The 16,197-nt window shown below is 70.3% G+C and carries 16 protein-coding genes; 8 read left to right on the top strand and 8 right to left on the bottom strand.

The window, feature by feature from the left end; all coding sequences use genetic code 11:
• Positions 1 to 57: 57 nt before the first annotated feature.
• The 7 genes from Mam01_RS17535 to Mam01_RS17505 form a co-directional block, all read right to left on the bottom strand.
• Positions 58 to 2,259: an ATP-binding protein gene (locus Mam01_RS17535; protein ID WP_239101390.1), complete on the bottom strand. Its 2,202-nt coding sequence runs from the start codon at positions 2,257 to 2,259 to the stop codon at positions 58 to 60.
• A 258-nt stretch (positions 2,260 to 2,517) separates the two neighbouring features.
• Positions 2,518 to 3,132: a DUF6879 family protein gene (locus Mam01_RS17530; protein WP_204286389.1), complete on the bottom strand. Its 615-nt coding sequence runs from the start codon at positions 3,130 to 3,132 to the stop codon at positions 2,518 to 2,520.
• A complete protein-coding gene (locus Mam01_RS17525; RefSeq protein ID WP_204286388.1) occupies positions 3,125 to 3,394 on the bottom strand; it encodes a hypothetical protein in 270 nt (89 codons plus the stop codon). The genes Mam01_RS17530 and Mam01_RS17525 overlap by 8 nt, the downstream gene beginning before the upstream one ends.
• Positions 3,395 to 3,463: 69 nt before the next feature.
• Positions 3,464 to 4,168 carry a methionyl-tRNA formyltransferase gene (locus Mam01_RS17520; protein WP_204286387.1) on the bottom strand — a complete coding sequence of 235 codons (705 nt, stop codon included), beginning with the start codon at positions 4,166 to 4,168 and terminating at the stop codon, positions 3,464 to 3,466.
• 266 nt (positions 4,169 to 4,434) lie between these two features.
• On the bottom strand, positions 4,435 to 4,785 hold the full coding sequence (locus Mam01_RS17515) for a hypothetical protein (RefSeq protein WP_204286386.1): 351 nt from the start codon (positions 4,783 to 4,785) through the stop codon (positions 4,435 to 4,437).
• Positions 4,786 to 5,032: 247 nt separating this feature from the next.
• The gene (locus Mam01_RS17510) at positions 5,033 to 6,658 is read right to left on the bottom strand and encodes an ABC-F family ATP-binding cassette domain-containing protein (protein WP_204286385.1); all 1,626 of its coding nucleotides are present in this window, start codon (positions 6,656 to 6,658) and stop codon (positions 5,033 to 5,035) included.
• A gap of 179 nt (positions 6,659 to 6,837) precedes the next feature.
• The gene (locus Mam01_RS17505; protein WP_204286384.1) at positions 6,838 to 7,461 is read right to left on the bottom strand and encodes a TetR/AcrR family transcriptional regulator; all 624 of its coding nucleotides are present in this window, start codon (positions 7,459 to 7,461) and stop codon (positions 6,838 to 6,840) included.
• Between the two features lie 106 nt (positions 7,462 to 7,567).
• Between Mam01_RS17505 and Mam01_RS17500 the strand changes: the two genes are divergently transcribed.
• From Mam01_RS17500 to Mam01_RS17485, 4 genes are all read left to right on the top strand, one after another.
• Positions 7,568 to 8,677, top strand: coding sequence for an aldo/keto reductase (locus Mam01_RS17500; RefSeq protein WP_204286383.1), 1,110 nt, complete (start codon positions 7,568 to 7,570; stop codon positions 8,675 to 8,677).
• 89 nt (positions 8,678 to 8,766) lie between these two features.
• Complete coding sequence (locus Mam01_RS17495) at positions 8,767 to 10,191, top strand: aminobutyraldehyde dehydrogenase (protein WP_204286382.1); 1,425 nt, start codon at positions 8,767 to 8,769, stop codon at positions 10,189 to 10,191.
• A 57-nt stretch (positions 10,192 to 10,248) separates the two neighbouring features.
• A complete protein-coding gene (locus Mam01_RS17490) occupies positions 10,249 to 11,091 on the top strand; it encodes a metalloregulator ArsR/SmtB family transcription factor (protein WP_204286381.1) in 843 nt (280 codons plus the stop codon).
• A gap of 20 nt (positions 11,092 to 11,111) precedes the next feature.
• On the top strand, positions 11,112 to 11,717 hold the full coding sequence (locus Mam01_RS17485) for a dihydrofolate reductase family protein (RefSeq protein WP_204286380.1): 606 nt from the start codon (positions 11,112 to 11,114) through the stop codon (positions 11,715 to 11,717).
• A gap of 172 nt (positions 11,718 to 11,889) precedes the next feature.
• Here the strand turns inward: Mam01_RS17485 and Mam01_RS17480 are convergent, their stop codons facing one another.
• Complete coding sequence (locus tag Mam01_RS17480) at positions 11,890 to 12,567, bottom strand: sigma factor (protein ID WP_204286418.1); 678 nt, start codon at positions 12,565 to 12,567, stop codon at positions 11,890 to 11,892.
• Positions 12,568 to 12,734: 167 nt separating this feature from the next.
• Between Mam01_RS17480 and Mam01_RS17475 the strand changes: the two genes are divergently transcribed.
• The 4 genes from Mam01_RS17475 (at position 12,735) to Mam01_RS17460 (ending at position 16,142) form a co-directional block, all read left to right on the top strand.
• Positions 12,735 to 13,469, top strand: a complete 735-nt coding sequence (locus tag Mam01_RS17475; protein ID WP_204286379.1) for an SDR family oxidoreductase — start codon at positions 12,735 to 12,737, stop codon at positions 13,467 to 13,469.
• A gap of 176 nt (positions 13,470 to 13,645) precedes the next feature.
• On the top strand, positions 13,646 to 14,878 hold the full coding sequence (locus tag Mam01_RS17470) for a low temperature requirement protein A (RefSeq protein WP_204286378.1): 1,233 nt from the start codon (positions 13,646 to 13,648) through the stop codon (positions 14,876 to 14,878).
• A gap of 115 nt (positions 14,879 to 14,993) precedes the next feature.
• On the top strand, positions 14,994 to 15,749 hold the full coding sequence (locus tag Mam01_RS17465; RefSeq protein ID WP_204286377.1) for an SDR family oxidoreductase: 756 nt from the start codon (positions 14,994 to 14,996) through the stop codon (positions 15,747 to 15,749).
• A gap of 153 nt (positions 15,750 to 15,902) precedes the next feature.
• Positions 15,903 to 16,142, top strand: coding sequence for a hypothetical protein (locus Mam01_RS17460; RefSeq protein ID WP_204286376.1), 240 nt, complete (start codon positions 15,903 to 15,905; stop codon positions 16,140 to 16,142).
• Positions 16,143 to 16,197 lie beyond the last annotated feature (55 nt).

Raw genomic sequence — 16,197 nt, 5'->3', positions numbered from 1 at the left:
CTATCAGAGAGAGCGCGTCCACGGACTGCGCTCTCTCTTACCACGAACCGACGTTCTTCAGCTGCCGATCCGACTCCGCAACTCGCGGGCTCTGACGTCGTCGAACTCAGTCAGCGCGGTAAGCGCTTCCTCCCGGTACGACCTGAGGTCCTCGCCGGCCCCTGCCTGCGTGATCGCCGTCATCATGTTCGCCAGCGCGATCGCCAGCTGCCACTGATCTCGCAGTTCACGATGAACTGCCACCGCCCGACGATGGAAATCAAGGGCCTCCGTGGGTCGGCCGAGCGCGCGGTACGCTTCGCCTGTGGCATCCAGCGCCCGCGCTTCGCGGCTGCGGTCGCCCAAGCGCCGTTGGATACTCGACGCGCGCTGGAAGGACACCATCGAGTCGGCGGGGCGTCCGGCCGCCAGCTGCACCCGGCCGTGCTCAAGCAGCCAATAGCCCTCCCACATGAGGTTGGCCCGGTCTCGCGCGATGCTCAGCGCCTCTTCGATGTACGCAGCGGCCTGACCGGCATGTCCGGCTTCGCGTCGCGCCATGGACAGCAGGCGCAGGGCGTTCCCCTGCCCGTCCGGAAATCCCAGTCGGCGGAAGCCGTCGAGCGCCCGCCCGGCGAAGTCCGCGCTCTCATCGAGGCGGCCCATCTCATAGGCCGTCTCGGCAAGATTCGCCAGTACGGTCGACTCCCAGCGGAGCTCGTCAAGCGGCCTGAGCGCGTCGAGGCTCTGTTCGAAGTCGGCGTGGGCCTGGCGCAGATCGCGGCGGCGAAGGTTGACCAACCCCAGGGCGTTGAGCGATATGGCCTCTCCGAGGGCGTCTCCGATTTCCCGCCTCAGCGCGAGTGCCATGCGGTGATGCTCGGCGCCCTTGTCGAGCTGGTGAGACTGAACATACGCCTTACCGAGGCTTTCGAGCACCTCCGCCTCGCCGTACGAGTCGCCGATGCGGCGGGCGGCCTCCAGCCCGATGGAGGCCAGTCCGAACCACGCCTCGAAGGGATTGTGCCGTGCGCAGTAGCCACGGGTGACGGCCGCCATCTGCCAGGCAAGGTCGTCCAGATCGTTCTGCTCCGCCACCCGTACGGCTGCGACCAGATTTGGAAGCTCGACATTGAACCAGCGCAACGCTTCCTGGTATCCGGGAAAAGTCAGCTCGTTGACAGATGGATCCGGCTGACCCAGGCGGATCGGCCGGTCGAGCGGCGCCAGCATCTCCTGGGCGCCTGCGGCGGTGCGCAGATACCAGGTGGCCACCCTCCGCAGCACTTCGTGGCGACTTCTCGCGTTCTCCTCAGCGACGGCCTGGTCCACCGCGTAGGCACGCATCAGGTCGTGGAACTGGTAGCGGTCGGGACCGATCTGCTCGATGAGGTGGGCGCCCACGAGCGTGTCGAGCATCTGCCGGGCCTGGGCGGGCGTGCTCGAGACGGCCGCTGCCACGACCGGCACCCCGAACTCCGGGCTCGGATGCAGACCCAGGAGCCGGAACGCCCGTGCGGCCGGTTCGGGCAGCGCGCGGTAGGACCAGGCGAATACCGTGCGCACCGCATCGGATTCATCGTCGCTTTCGGCGGTGAGTGCGTCCCAGAGCGCCGACTCGTCACGCAGGTCCTGGATCAGTTCGCGCAGCGGCATCCAGGGCCGGCTGGCGGCCCGCTCCGCCGCGATGCGCAGGGCCAGCGGAAGCCTGGCGCAAAGGCGCGCGAGCTCGGCCAATTCCTGCGGGTCGTCCTCTCCCCGGTAACCGGCGGTCACCCGGCGGATCAGCTCCAATGCCTCCGACTCGTGCAGCGTGTCAACGGTGACGCGGTGCGCCCCCTCACGCGCCATCAGCCCGGAAAGGCGGTCTCTGCTGGTCACGATTATTAGGCAGGTGTCTGTGCCGGGCAGCAGCGGACGTACCTGGGCTACCTTCGCCGCGTTGTCGAGCACCACCAGCATCCGCCGCCCCGCCAGCAGTGAACGGTACATCGCCGAGCGGGTTTCGAGATCTGGCGGGATCGCCGCCGCCGGGACGTCCAGAGCGCGCAGGAACCTGTCCAGAACCTCGTTCGCCGTAACCGGCTGGCCCGGGTCGTACCCGCGCAGGTTCACATACAGCTGACCGTCAGGAAAGCGCTCCCGGATCTGGTGCGCCCAGTGCAGTGCGAGCGCGGTCTTTCCCACCCCGGCGGTACCGGCGATCACGCAGACGCCGCTGGACCGGAACAGGTCGCCGTCCGGGATCAGAACCTTTCTGAGCCTGTCCAGCTCGTTCACCCGGTTGACGAACCCGCGGACGTCGCCGGGCAACTGGCGCGGGACATGTCCGGGCGCGTACACCGGGCCATGGAAATGCACTCCTCCATGCACGTCCCGCGCCTGCACCACATCGCCCGCACTGCCGGACAGCTCCGAACGCGTACTCCCGTCGTGCCTGTCGCCTGCGCCCTCCGGTCTCCTGGACCCCACCGCTTCCCTTCCTTCTATTTTTCGAGACCCTGAACGACAGCGTCGATCCGGAACCGACGTACGACGTCAGGCACCGGAACAGGAGAGTTCGAGCGTGGCTCCATTGCGGGCGAAGTAATCCGTCACGTCCTCGCCTGCCCGATACAAGCGTTCGATCAGCGTTTTGCAACGCGCAATGAGCGAATGATCCGCATATCGCACACCGCCGGAGAGAATGCCGTGCTCGTTGTAGAGCACCTCGTACATGACGTCGTCTCCTAGCACCACCAGTTCCGGCAGCAGATTCGTCGTCTCCAGCGGTCGCACGTCAGCCGCGCCGACCACTCGCACCGAACCGCCATATTGGTGTCGAATACGAAGGAGGTGGAGCTCCCAGCGCAGATAAGGAGTGACCGGTTCTTCTACGACTCGTACGCGTCGCGTCCGGAACCCGGCTTTATCGATTCGCCGGTAGTAGTCGCGGATGGCGTCCCGTCGCTCGTCCAGCAGTCGGAGCGACCGCTTCCACTCGCCAGCCGAATACGCCGTCCAGCTCTCGTCCTCCGGTTCCTGGAACACCTGTCGCCGTTCCAGCTTCAAGAAGGCATTCTCGCGTATCGCCCAGAAATGCTCACTGAAGTCGTCTTGGTAAGCCTTTCTGGTGAGTTCCTCGCCATGGAACTTCTCGAGAAGATCACGCATCAGGTAAGTCCGCCTTGGCCGCGATGAGCATGACCCGGGGAATGATAACCAGCTTCTCATCCTCGGCGATGACCACACTCTCTGGCAGGCGCGATTCGTAGGAACGCGTGAGATCCCTACCGATCACCGCTATATCTCCGTTGTCGAGTTCCCAGATGTCGGGGCAACCATCGTCATTTCCGGTGCAGTTGAGTTCGGCCGCCGATTTGCCGAGCCGCCGGACCATCGTCGCCGAAGGGTCGGCCTCCCATGCACGAGCCATCAGTCTTCCCCTTTGCGAGTTGTCGTCTGGGTGAGCAGTCGGCCAGGATTGTTCGGACGAGACGTCTCGTCAGCGGTCAGGAGGGATGGCAGGTGTCATCTCAGTTATCCAGATCGGTCCGTCACCGCAGGTCATCTCCACTCCATCTGCGGGAGCGAGGGCAGTGCGCAGCAGTGTCATCCACTCACCGTCTATCCGGGCGAAAGGCCCGCGCTGCCCAAACAGCCCAAACCGGAAGACCCGGACCTGGTTGTGGATCTCGCGTGCGCCGCGCCTCCAGTCCACGAACATGAAGTCCGGCTCCATCCAGCTGCCATAGTCGGCGCCCGCCTCGTCCTGAGGCTCGCCCTCCGCGCCAGCGGCCGCGAGCTCGATGGCGCCAGGGAGCAGTTCAGCGATGGCCTCGTCGATCTCCCGCCACAGCCTCTCTGTGACCAGGTCGTCCTGGATTTGGATACCGCCCTTTTGCGCGAGGATGTTCCCGCTGTCGAACTCCTCGTCCATCCAGTGGATGGAGACTCCGGTCTCCGGGTCGCCGTTGCGCACGGCCCAGTGAACCGGTATAGGCCCTCTGTAACGAGGCAGCAGAGAGGTATGCACGTTGATGGCGCCGAGTCGGGCGGTTCGCAGACCCTCCCGCGTCAGCTTCCATGGGCAGCCGTACACGACGATAAGGTCTGCCTGGTAACCAGCCAACGCCTTCGCCACGCCGCCGGCTGTACCGGGAAGCAGTAGATCCATGCCTGGCGGTAACGCCAGGCCAATGTCGGCCATGGTCTCCGCAGAACGTCTGCTGGTGGCTCTCTGCTGGCGCAGCGACCGAGCGTGCACGAATGCAACCGGCGTGTGACCCGCCTGAACGCAGGTTTCGTACAGAAGTCTGAAACCACTCACAGCAAAAGAGACCAGGACTACACGTAAGCCATTCGTCACGCTGGTCGACTCCTCGATGCCGCCCGATAGGGCTCCCTCCATGCAGTACGACTTCGCTCAGCACCCGATCCCGTGAACCGGGAGCCCAGGCGAAAGGAGCCGGGTAGTCACAGATCGCTGTCGCGACTCTCCGGTGTCGGAGCGCCGGGCGCGCCGAAGCGCACCGGGCGGTGGATGTCCCTGGCCTGGAGGACGGAGCCGTACTGAGAGCCTCCGATGATCACGTTCTGCACGGCGGGTGATCTTATCGTCGAACCAGAGGCCTCGCGACGGGCTTGAAACATTCCACAGAGCGTCAGCCCTATGCCCGCTATCGCTGCCAGCGCTCCGACGACGCTCGCCAGCTTGTCCGCTCTGTCAAGCCCGAGCACCGCGAAGTAGACCGCTGTTCCCGCGACGGCGGCAACGATGAGAAGGCCGCCTGCCCATAGTGATAATCGCCCCGGCATGACTTCCATCCTGAGCGTTTCCGATGGACATGACCAGCCCCGGCATTTGACGAACGAGGCTATATTCACGTCCCGCTACGGGGGATCCCCTTGCGCTCACCTCTATCCTCAATAACGGTCTGGTACGCATTGCAGGGCCTTGGAGCCTTCTGCGCCCTTTCAGATAAAAACAGTCACGATGCGGCCCTCATCCGGCTACTACGCCCACGGGGTATGAAGGCCGTGCGGTACCGGGGCGCGCCTCGAGGGCTGGGTGTCAGGTGGGGAGGGGGCCGCGGGTTTCGCGGAGGTGACCGCCGGAGAGCTCCAGCCAGCGCTCGACCCCGATCTCCGCGAGGAACCGTTCATCGTGGCTGACCACCACGAACGCCCCCTCGTACGCGGTGAGCGCGCTCTCCAACTGCGCCACGCTCACCAGGTCGAGGTTGTTGGTCGGCTCGTCGAGCAGCAGAAGCTGGGGGGCCGGTTCGGCGCACAGCACGCAGGCCAGCGTGGCGCGCAGCCGTTCGCCGCCCGACAGCACTCCCACCGGCAGGTGGGCCCGCGTCCCCCGGAACAGGAAGCGGGCCAGCAGGTTCATCCGCTCCGCCGGAGGCATGCCGGGGGCGTAGGCCGCCAGGTTCTCGGCCACCGTGCGGTCGAGGTCGAGCAGGTCGAGCCGCTGCGACAGGTAGGCGACCCGGCCGTCGGCCCGTCGCAGCGTGCCGCCGTCGGGCGCCAGGTCGCCGCCGACGATGCGCAGCAGGGTGGACTTGCCCGCGCCGTTGGGGCCGGTCAGCGCGATGCGCTCGGGGCCGCGGATGGTCAGGTCGAGACCCGGCCCGGCGAACAGGTCGCGGGCCCGCAGGCCTTCGCCGTGGAAGACCGTGCGCCCGGCGGGCACGTTCGTGCCCGGCAACTCCAGCGTGATCCGCTGGTCGTCGCGCAGCGCCCGTTCGGCCTCGTCGAGCCTCGCCCTGGCGTCGCCGACGCGGGCGGCGTGCATCTGGCCCGCCCTCCCGGCCGACTCCTGCGCGCCGCGCTTCATGCCCCCGGCGACGATGCGCGGCAGGCCGGCGCTCTTGAGGTTGCGGGCGGCGTTGCCCGCGCGGCGCTCGGCGCGCTCGCGCGCCTGCTGCATCTCCCGCTTCTCCCGCTTGAGCTCCTGCTCGGCGCTGCGCACGGTCCGCTCGGCGGCCTCCTGCTCGGCCCGTACGGCCGCCTCGTACGCGGTGAAGTTGCCACCGTAGAAGCGGATCTCGCCCCGCTCCAGCTCGGCGATGCGGTCCATTCGGTCGAGCAGGGCCCGGTCGTGGCTGACCACGAGCAGGCAGCCGGTCCATTCGCCGAGCACGTCGTGGAGCCTGCGCCGCGCGGCGAGGTCCAGATTGTTGGTCGGCTCGTCGAGCAGCAGCACGTCGGGCCGCCGGAGCAGCTGGGCCGCCAGGCCGAGCGAGACGACCTGGCCGCCGCTCAGCGTGCCGAGCGGGCGGTCGAAGGCGAGGTCGCCGAGGCCGAGCCGGTCGAGCTGGGCACGGGTGCGCTCCTCGATGTCCCAGTCGTTGCCGATCGCGGTGAAGTGCTCCTCGCTCGCGTCGCCCGACTCGATGGCGTCCAGGGCGGCGATCACCGGGGCGATGCCGAGCACCTCGGCCACGGTGAGTCCGGCGGTGAACGGCAGGTTCTGCGGCAGGTAGCCGGCCTCGCCCTCGACGGTGACGGCGCCGGCGGTGGGCCGGTGCTCGCCCGCGATCAGCTTGAGCAGCGTGCTCTTGCCGGCGCCGTTGGGCGCGACGAGCCCGGTGCGGCCGCCGCCGATGGTGCAGGACAGGCCGGTGAAGACGGGGGTGCCGTCGGGCCAGGAGAAGGACAGGCCGGAGCAGACGATGAACGCGTCAGACATGGAAAGAACCTCGGTGTGTGACCCGGGCACGCGTCAAAGGGCCCGGTAGGGAGACGGGGAGACGACGACATGAGGCCACGCCGACAGCGGTTTAGTCACACGCCTGCCGGGGCCGTCACCCTCCGGTATCACCCGGAGATGTCGTCGTCACCTGCCACGTCTGGTCTCCTCGATTCCGATCACAAACCGTCTGCCACCTTACCAGCCCGAGCTCCGCCGGCGCGGAGGTGGGCGAGGCCCATGTCCAGAGCGGCCTCCAGATGGGTGGTCTCACCGGTGGACATCTGGATCAGCACGCCGCCCTGGATCCCGGCCAGCAGCGCGGCCGCCGCACGGTCGGGGTCCACGTCCGGGCCGATCTCCCCGGCGTCCCGCATGTGCCGTACGCCCGCCGCGATCTCGGCCTGCCAGCTGCGCATCAGCTCGGTGACGACCGCCCGGGCCCCAGGCGTACGGCTGCCGAGGTGGGAGGTGACGGAGTTGAGCGGGCACAGGCGGCCCTGCCGCCGGTAACGGTCGACGACCTTGTCGCGCCACGCCTGCCAGGCGGGCCAGGAGGTGAGGTCGCCGAGCTGGGGCCGCTGGTCCTCCAGCACACGGTCGGCCTCCAGGCGGGCCACGGCCAGCAGCAGTTCCTCCCGGCCGCCCGGGAAGTAGTGGAAGAGCTGGCTCTTGCTCGTCGCCGTACCGGCCAGCACGTCGTCGAGAGTGGTGTCGGCCACGCCGTTCTCACGGATGAGCGCCGCCGCGCCCTCCAGGATGCGCTGCCGGGTCGCGGCCCCCTTGCGGGTCAGTGCGCGCATGAGCCCCCTCTCTTTTTGGACTTGCTGGTCCATTTTATCTCGCGCAAGCTGACGGGACCGCGCGGTTCGACAGCAGTCCCCGGCCTTCCGAACGAAGGGTCTTCCCATGTCTCTCGACCACTACTACCTGCTCGGCCGTTCCGGGCTGCGCGTCAGCCGGCTGGCCCTGGGCACGATGAACTTCGGCACCGGCGGCTTCCACGCCGCGTACGGCAGGACCGAGGACGAGGCCCGCCCGATCTTCCGCCGCTATCTCGAAGCGGGCGGGAACTTCGTCGACACCGCCGACTTCTACACGGCCGGGGAGAGCGAGACGATCCTCGGCGCCCTTCTCGCCGAGGCCGGGGTGCGCGACCGGGTGGTGCTCACCACCAAGTTCACCAACAGCGTCGACCCCGGAGACCCGAACGCGGGCGGCAACGGCCGCAAGCACATGATCAGAGCGGTCGAGGCGTCGCTGCGTCGCCTGCGCACCGACTACGTCGACCTGTTCCTGCTGCACACCTGGGACCGTGTAACACCCGTCGAGGAGGTGCTGCGGACCTTCGACGACCTCACCAGGGCCGGGAAGATCCGGTACGCGGGCCTGTCGGACGTGCCCTCCTGGTACGCGGCGCGGGCGCAGACCCTCGCCGAGACGCACTCCCTCACGCCGATGGTCAGCCTGCAGCTCCCCTACTCGCTCGTGGACCGGGCGATCGAGCTGGAGCACGTCGCCATGGGGCAGAACCTCGGCCTCGGCATCACCGCGTGGAGCCCGCTGGGCGGCGGCTTCCTCACCGGGAAGTACCGGCCCGCGGACCGCGGCCTGGCCGGGGAGGGCAGGCTCGGCGGCGACGGCTCACCAGGACTCTCCTGGACCGACCGGGAGTGGCGGATCCTCGCGACCCTCGAAGAGGTCGCCGGGAAGCTCGGCGTGACGATGGCCCAGGTCGCCCTCAACTGGGTCGCCACCCAACCCGGGATCGCGGCGGCCATCGTCGGCGCGAGCAGCGCCGGGCAGCTCGACGCGAACGTGGCCGCGCTCGACTTCGAGCTGCCGGCCGAGCTGCGCGCGAGGCTCGACGAGGCGAGTGCCGTGCCGCCCCCGTCGGTCTACCGGATGTTCACGCCGGGCTACCAGGGCTGGCTGGTCAGCCCCGGCGTCAAGGTCGGGGACAAGCCGGCCGGGTACGCCCCGGCCGTACGGAACTGGACGCCCGGCGGCGACGCCTGACCCGCGCCTCCACGGGAGGCTCTCGGGTGGCCGTCTTGGGAGGCGCCGGCCGTGGGTAGGGCCTCCCTGGACACCGAGGGAGACCGGTTATGGACACGGTACGGAACGTGATCGCCGGAGAGAGCCGCGAAGCGGCATCCGGCGACTGGATGGACCTGGTCGACCCGTCCACCGAGAAGGTGTACGCCCGGGCGGCCCTCTCGGGCGGCGAGGACGTGAGCCGGGCGGTCGCCGCCGCCACCGAGGCCGCCCGCGCCTGGCGGCGCACCACCCCGGCCGAGCGTCAGCGGCTGCTCCTGGAACTGGCCGACCTGATGGCAGAGGGCAGGGAGGCGCTGGCCGAGGCGGAGGTGCGGGCGACCGGCAAGCCGCGCGCCACCGCGCTGAGCGTCGACGTGGAGGGGGCCGTCGACGCCGTCCGCTACTTCGCCGGAGCCGCGCGGCTGCTGGAGGGCCTCGGCGCCGCCGAGTACGCCGAGGGGCACACCTCGTTCGTGCGCCGGGAGCCGATCGGCGTCGTCGCCCAGGTGACGCCGTGGAACTACCCGCTGATGATGGCCGCCTGGAAGATCGGCCCGGCGCTGGCGGCGGGCGACACGGTGGTGCTGAAGCCGTCCGACACGACGCCCGGCTCGACCGTGCTGCTGGGCGAGATGTGCGCGCGGGTGTTCCCGCCCGGCGTGGTCAACGTCGTGTGCGGCGACCGGGACACCGGCCGCGCGCTGGTCGCCCATCCCGGGGTGGAGATGGTGGCGATCACGGGCTCGACGCGGGCCGGGGCCGAGGTGATGGCGGCCGCGGCGGGCGACCTCAAGGACGTCCACCTGGAGCTCGGCGGCAAGGCCCCCGCTCTGGTCTTCGCCGACGCCGACCCGGCCGCGACGGCCGCCGGGATCGCCTCTGCGGCGTTCTTCAACACCGGGCAGGACTGCACCGCCGTCACGCGCGTGCTCGTGGAGCGGCGCGCGTACGACGGGTTCGTCGAGGCGCTCGCCGAGGCCGCGCGGGCGCTCGGGGTGGGGCACCCGGACGAGGAGGGCGTGTTCCTCGGCCCGGCCAACAACGCGGTCCAGGCCGAGCGGGTCGCGGGCTTCCTCGACCGGCTGCCCGCGCACGCCCGCGTGGTCACCGGCGGCGGCAGGCTCGGCCGTCCCGGTTTCTTCTTCCCGCCGACCGTCGTCGCCGGGGTGCGCCAGGACGACGAGATCGTGCAGCAGGAGGTCTTCGGCCCGGTGGTGACCGTGCAGGCGTTCGCGGACGAGGACGAGGCCGTCGCCCTGGCCAACGGCGTCGACTACGGGCTCGCCTCCAGCGTGTGGACCAGGGACACCGGGCGGGCCATGCGGCTGTCCGCCGCGCTGGACTTCGGGGCGGTCTGGGTCAACTGCCACCAGGTGTTCGTGCCGGAGATGCCGCACGGCGGCTTCAAGCACTCGGGCACCGGCAAGGACCTGTCCCGGTACGGCCTCGACGCCTACACCCGCGTCAAGCACGTGATGATCAGCCACACCTGACCACACGCTGAACTTATTCCTTGACACGAATATTCGTGAGGAGGAATAGTTTGCGTCGTGGACGAACTCCTCACCGCACTGGCCGACCCGGCCCGGTGGCGGCTCGTGAGCCTGCTGGCCGAGCGGCCCCGGCCGGTCGGCGTCCTGGCCGAGCTGGCCGGGGCACGTCAGCCGCAGACCACCAAGCACCTGCAGGCCCTGGAGCGCGCCGGGCTCGTCACGTCCCAGCGCAGCGGCCAGCGCCGGATCTACGCCCTCCGGTCCGAGCCGCTGCGGGAACTGGCGGCCGCGCTCGGCCGCCTGGCCGACACCGCGGACCGGGCCGGCGGCCCGCGCGAGACCTACGACCGGTACGGGCTCAGCCTCCGCACGGAGCGGCTCGCCGCCGACGAGCCGGGATGGGCCGACGGCCGCTCGTTCGGGTTCCACCGGTCTCTGGCCGGCAGCCCCGAACTGGTCTGGCGTCACCTGACCGACGCCTCCCTGCTCGCCCGCTGGTGGACGCCCGACGACCTGCGCGTCTCCGAACTCGTCTTCGAGGCGCGGCCGGGCGGGCGGATCGTCCAGGAGTACCGCGACGCCGAGGACACCGGCGGGACGGACGTGGTCGCCGGGCGCGCCGAGGGGGTCGTGGACGAGGTGCGGCCCGGTGAGCACCTCGCCTACCGGCTCCGCCCGCTGCTTCCCGGCGGCGGCTCCGCCTTCACCGCACACCTCGACCTCGATCTGCGCCCGGCCGAGGCCGGCACCGACCTCGACGTCCGGTTCCGGATCGCCGACAGCACCGTCGACTCCGCGGACTTCGTCGCGGGCGTCGAGATCGGCTTCGGCCAGAGCCTCGACCGGCTCGCGGCGATCCTCGCCGCCGGCCCGCACGACACCGACACACCCATCAAATAAGCCGAATAAGGGAGCACGACATGACCAGCACGACCCCCACCGGCCGCAAGGTGACCGCGAACCTGAACATCACCCTCGACGGGCGCTACCACGGCCCCGGCGGCCCCGGCGACTTCGCCGCCTTCGTCCCGTACGTGGTCACCGAGGTCGCCCGGGACCACATGAACCGCATGTGGCAGGGCGCGACGACGGCGCTGCTCGGCCGGGTCAACGCCGAGGGATTCATGGGCTACTGGCCCTCGGTCGCCGACAACGACGGCGCCGACCCGCGTGACCGCGGATACGCCAAGTGGCTGGTCGGCGCGGAGAAGGTGGTCCTGTCGACCACCCTGACCGAGGCGCCCTGGGAGCGCACCCGCGTGGTCAACGCCCCCGCGGCCGAGGTCGTCGCCGATCTCAAGGCCACCGGCGAGGGCGACATCCTCGTCAACAGCAGCGCCAGTGTCATCAAGGCGCTCCTCGCGGCCGACCTCGTCGACCGGCTCCACCTCATGATCCTCCCTGAGATCACCGGAGGGGGGCGGCGGCTGTTCGACGACGGCCTGCCGGCCACGAAGTGGACGCTCACCCACCACGAGACGGGCGAACTCGGCGAGATGGCCATGGTCTACGACCGGCTCCGCTGAGCCGGCCGGGCGCCACGAACTCTTCGGCAGCCGTCACGAGCACGGAGGCTGTCCGGTCTCCTCCGTGGGCGGTGGCGAACAAGCGCCCCGCCGTACGGAAGGGGATCGGCATGAGGGTGGTGGTGATCGGCGGGACCGGCCCGGCCGGGCCGGATGACGAGTGGCTCCGGTCTCACGCGACCTCGCCGGCGAGCAGTTCCTCCAGTTCGCCGAGATCACCGGTCCGCGCGGCGGCCGTGAAGGTCCGTACGAGCCGCCCGTGCGCGGCGGGGCTCACCGGGTGGCGGCGCCGCCCACCGGCGAGATGACCGTGGGCCCGTCGCAGCAGTTGCCGGGCGTGGTCCTCGCCCAGGTGGAGGATCTGCGAGATCCGGCGGTAGGGGTAGTCGAAGGCGATGCGCAGGAGATACACCGCGCGCTCGGCGGGGGTCAGCCGCTCCAGCAGCAGCCGGATCGCGGCGCCGACCTCCTCGTGCCGTTCGGCCGCCGTCTCCGGCCCGGCGGAGGGGTCCGCCGTCTCCGGCAGCCACGGACCGGCGGCGGTCTCGCGCCGCCTGCGGGCGCACTGCGCGACGTTCAGGGCGAGCCTGGTCGCGGTCAGCGCCAGGTAGGCGGGCGGGCGGGCGACGGCGGAGCGGTCGGCGCGGGCCCAGCGCAGCCATGTCTCCTGCACCACGTCCTCGGCCTCGCCCGCGTCGTGCAGGACGCGCAGGCCGATCGCTAAGAGCCGGGGCGCGACGGGGGCGAACGCCGCGACGCCGCCGTCTTGTCGCCCGGCCGGCACCTCGTCGATCCGCGCCGCGTGGCCCGCGTGACCCGCGTGGTCCGGCGGCGACTCCAACAGGTTCATGGTCACGATCTCGGCTCCGTTCGCACCCGGCATCCCCGCGATGCCGCTGTGATCACGGTCGCCTCGGGAGCCCCTCCATCGCGCCCCGGAGAGAGCCTGGTCACTACCCTGGCCCCGGTGCCCAGGGTGCCCAGGGGCCCCCTGACAATCACCAGGAAGGCCGGCAAATGAAGATCGCTGTCATCGGTGGAACCGGGCTCATCGGCTCCCGGGTGGTCGAGATCCTGACCGCGCGCGGGCACGAGGCGGTGCCGCACTCGACGTCCACGGGTGTGGACCTGCTCACCGGAAAGGGCCTCGCCGAGGCGCTGGCGGACTCGGCCGTCGTGGTCAACCTGACGAAGCCGCGGACCTTCGACGACGCGTCACCCGCGTTCTTCCGGACGACGATGGACAACCTGCTGACCGCCGCCGGGGCGGCCGGCGTCGGCCACGCGGTCATCCTGTCGATCGTGGGCGCCGACCGGGTGCCCGGCTCGGTCTACTATCGGGCGAAGGTGCTGCAGGAGGACCTCCTCAAGGCCGGTCCCGTGCCGTACTCGATCGTGCGTGCCACGCAGTTCTTCGAGTTCGTCGAGACGGTCATGTCCTGGACCTCCGACGAGCGCACCGTCCGCCTGCCCGGCGTCCTCATGCAGCCCGTCGCCGCGGACGACGTCGCGCGGGCCGTGGCCGACGTCAGCGCGGGCGATCCGCTGCGCGGCACCCTGGACATCGCCGGGCCCGAGGTCTTCGCGCTCGACGACCTGGGCAGGATCACTCTCGCCGCCCGCGGCGACCACCGCGCGGTCGTCACCGACGACGGCGCGGGCCTGTACGCCGCCGCCTCGGGCGACGCGCTCATCGCCAAAGAGGGGGCCGTCATCGCCGGGACCACCTATCGGGAGTGGCTCGCGCGCTGACCGAGCCGGGCCCCGGCCGCGGACGTACCACCGCCGGTGCCGGCTCCCCCGGGGCCCATGCCTCCGACGGCGAGCACGCGGCCTCATGCCGCGTTCTCACGAGCCGCGTTGTCACGAACCGGCACGCCGCCCTGTCTTCGAGACGGCCCGTACGTCGCGAAGACAGGAGCACGACCTTGCCGCCAGCAGGCACCACGATCCAGATCCGGGTCCGGATGAGCGCTCGCGCCGTGGACGAGCCGCACCGCGCCGCGAGCCAGCTCGAACTGCTCTTCGACCTCACCTTCGTGGTCGCGGTCGCGGCCGTCACCGCCCAGTTCGCGCACGACGTCGCCGCCGGTCACGGCCCGGCCGGTGTGGTGCCGTTCCTCCAGGTGTTCTTCGCGATCTGGTGGGCGTGGATGAACTTCACGTGGTTCGCCTCGTCCTACGACACCGACGACGTCGCCTACCGGCTGCTGACCATGGTGCAGATGGCCGGCGTGCTGGTCCTCGCCGCCGGCGTGCCCGCCGCGGGAAGCCGTTCCGACTACGGGATCATCACACTCGGCTACCTCGTCATGAGGATCGGGCTCGTCGCCCAGTGGCTGCGGGCCGGTCTCGAAGACCCGGCGGGGCGCCGCACCGCGCTCCGCTACGCCGGAGGCATCACCGCCCTGCAGGCGGGCTGGCTGGCACGGCTCGCCCTCGTAGAGACGGGAGTCCTGCCCCCGTCGTCCGACCTGCCGTTCTTCGCCTGCCTGGCCGCCCTGGAGCTCGCGGTGCCGGGGTGGGCGGAGCGGGCCAGGGCCACCAACTGGCACCCCCACCACATCGCCGAGCGCTACGGCCTGTTCACGATCATCCTGCTCGGTGAGAGTGTGCTGGCCGCGAGCAGAGGGGTCGGCAGGGCGCTCAAGGCGGGCGAGGTCGGCGGCCCGTTCCTCGTGATCGCCGGCGCCGGTCTCGCCCTGCTGTTCGCTCTGTGGTGGCTCTACTTCCTCGGCCCGGCGGGAGACGGTCTCACCGACCGTCGTCACCGGTCCTACCTGTGGGGATACGGCCACTACGGCATATTCGCCGCCCTGGCCGCCCTCGGCGCCGGGCTGGAGGTGGCGGTGGAGCAGGGCGGGCACGACAGCGTGGTGCCGGGGGCGGCACTCGGTTACGCGGTCGCCGTGCCGGTGGGTCTGTATCTCGCCCTGCTGCTGGCGGTGCACGTGCTCGTCGTCGCGGAACCCGTCATTTCGTCCACCGCGGTGCTGGGGTGCGCCGCCGTCGTCCTGTCGCTGCCGCTCGCGACGCCCTGGATCGGCGTGGCCGCCGTGGTCGGGGCGATCGCGGCCGTCTGCGTCCTGCTGGTCGCCGTCACGATCTGGACGGCCGCCGGGGCGCGTCGTGGGAACCGCGAGCGGGTCCGTCTCCCGTGACGTACGCCACGCCTCAGAAGAATTCCGCGGCGGCCGTCACAAGCCGGGAGCCTGTCCGGTCTTAGCTGGCGACCGGGTCGCGACGAGGTGGCCCGGCGTACGGAAAGGGAACGGCATGAAGATCGTGGTGATCGGCGGAACCGGCCTGATCGGCTCGAAGCTCGTGACGAAGCTGACCGAGCACGGCCACGAGGCGGTGGCCGCATCGCCGAACACCGGCGTCGACACGCTGACCGGCGAAGGACTGGCCGAGGTGCTGACGGGCGCCCAGGTGGTGGTCGACGTCTCGAACTCCCCGTCGTTCGAGCGGGCCGCGGTGCTGAAGTTCTTCGAGACCTCCACGGGCAACCTGCTCGCGGCGGAGGCGAAGGCGGGCGTGGGTCACCACGTCGCGGTGTCGATCGTGGGAACGGAACGGATGCCGGACAACGGCTACTTCGCCGCGAAGATCGCGCAGGAGCAGCTGATCGAGAAGTCGGGGATCCCGTTCTCGCTCGTGCACTCGACCCAGTTCTTCGAGTTCGCCCGCGGCATCGCCGACGAGGGCACGGTGGACGGCGAGGTGCACATGGCTCCCGTGCTCTTCCAGCCCATCGCGGGCGACGACGTCGCCAAGGCGGTCGGCCGGACCGCGGTGGGGGCGCCGCTGAACGGCAGGGTGGAGATCGCCGGGCCCGAGCAGTTCCGGATGGACGAGTTCTTCCGCCAGGCGCTCGCCGCCTGGGGCGACCCGCGCGAGGTGGTCACCGACCCGCACGCGCGTTACTTCGGCAGTGAGCTGAGCGAGCGTTCGCTGGTGCCGATCGACGACGCCACCCTCGGCACGATCCGCTACCTGGACTGGCTCGGCAGCGCCACCGCCGGAAAGTAGCCCGGGGCAGACGGCGCCGATCCCCCGGTGTGTGGGATGCCTGGTGCGGGCGGCCGGTGCGGGACGCCCGGCCCGCCCGCGCGCCGGCCGCCCCGCCGGGGACCGCCTCGCCCCCTCCAGATCACACGGCCAGAGCACACGTATGGAGGATTGATGAGCGCTCCGAGCGGCGAGCACGGCTTCCTGCACGAACTCCAGATCGAGGTCGAGGCGGAGGTGGTCGAGGTCGAGTGGAGCCGTCCCGCGGAGGCCGCCGCCCTGCCCGTCGCCGACTGGCAGTTCGACCCGACCGACGCCGAACGTGAGGAGATCGCCTTGCGAGGTCTCCTCGACGCGGTCGAGGTGCTGGAGAACGGCCCCCACCCGGGTGATCCCGGCGACGGCCGACGTTGATCGTCGGGTTGATTGTCGGGGTTGAGAGCGGAAAGGTAGGCTGCGCGTCGATCCG

It is taken from the genome of Microbispora amethystogenes (genome assembly GCF_016863015.1).
In the GTDB taxonomy this organism is placed as follows: Bacteria; Actinomycetota; Actinomycetes; order Streptosporangiales; family Streptosporangiaceae; genus Microbispora; species Microbispora amethystogenes.
The sequence above is the reverse complement of the archived record's forward strand: the minus strand, read 5'-3'. Positions and strand labels throughout refer to the sequence as shown.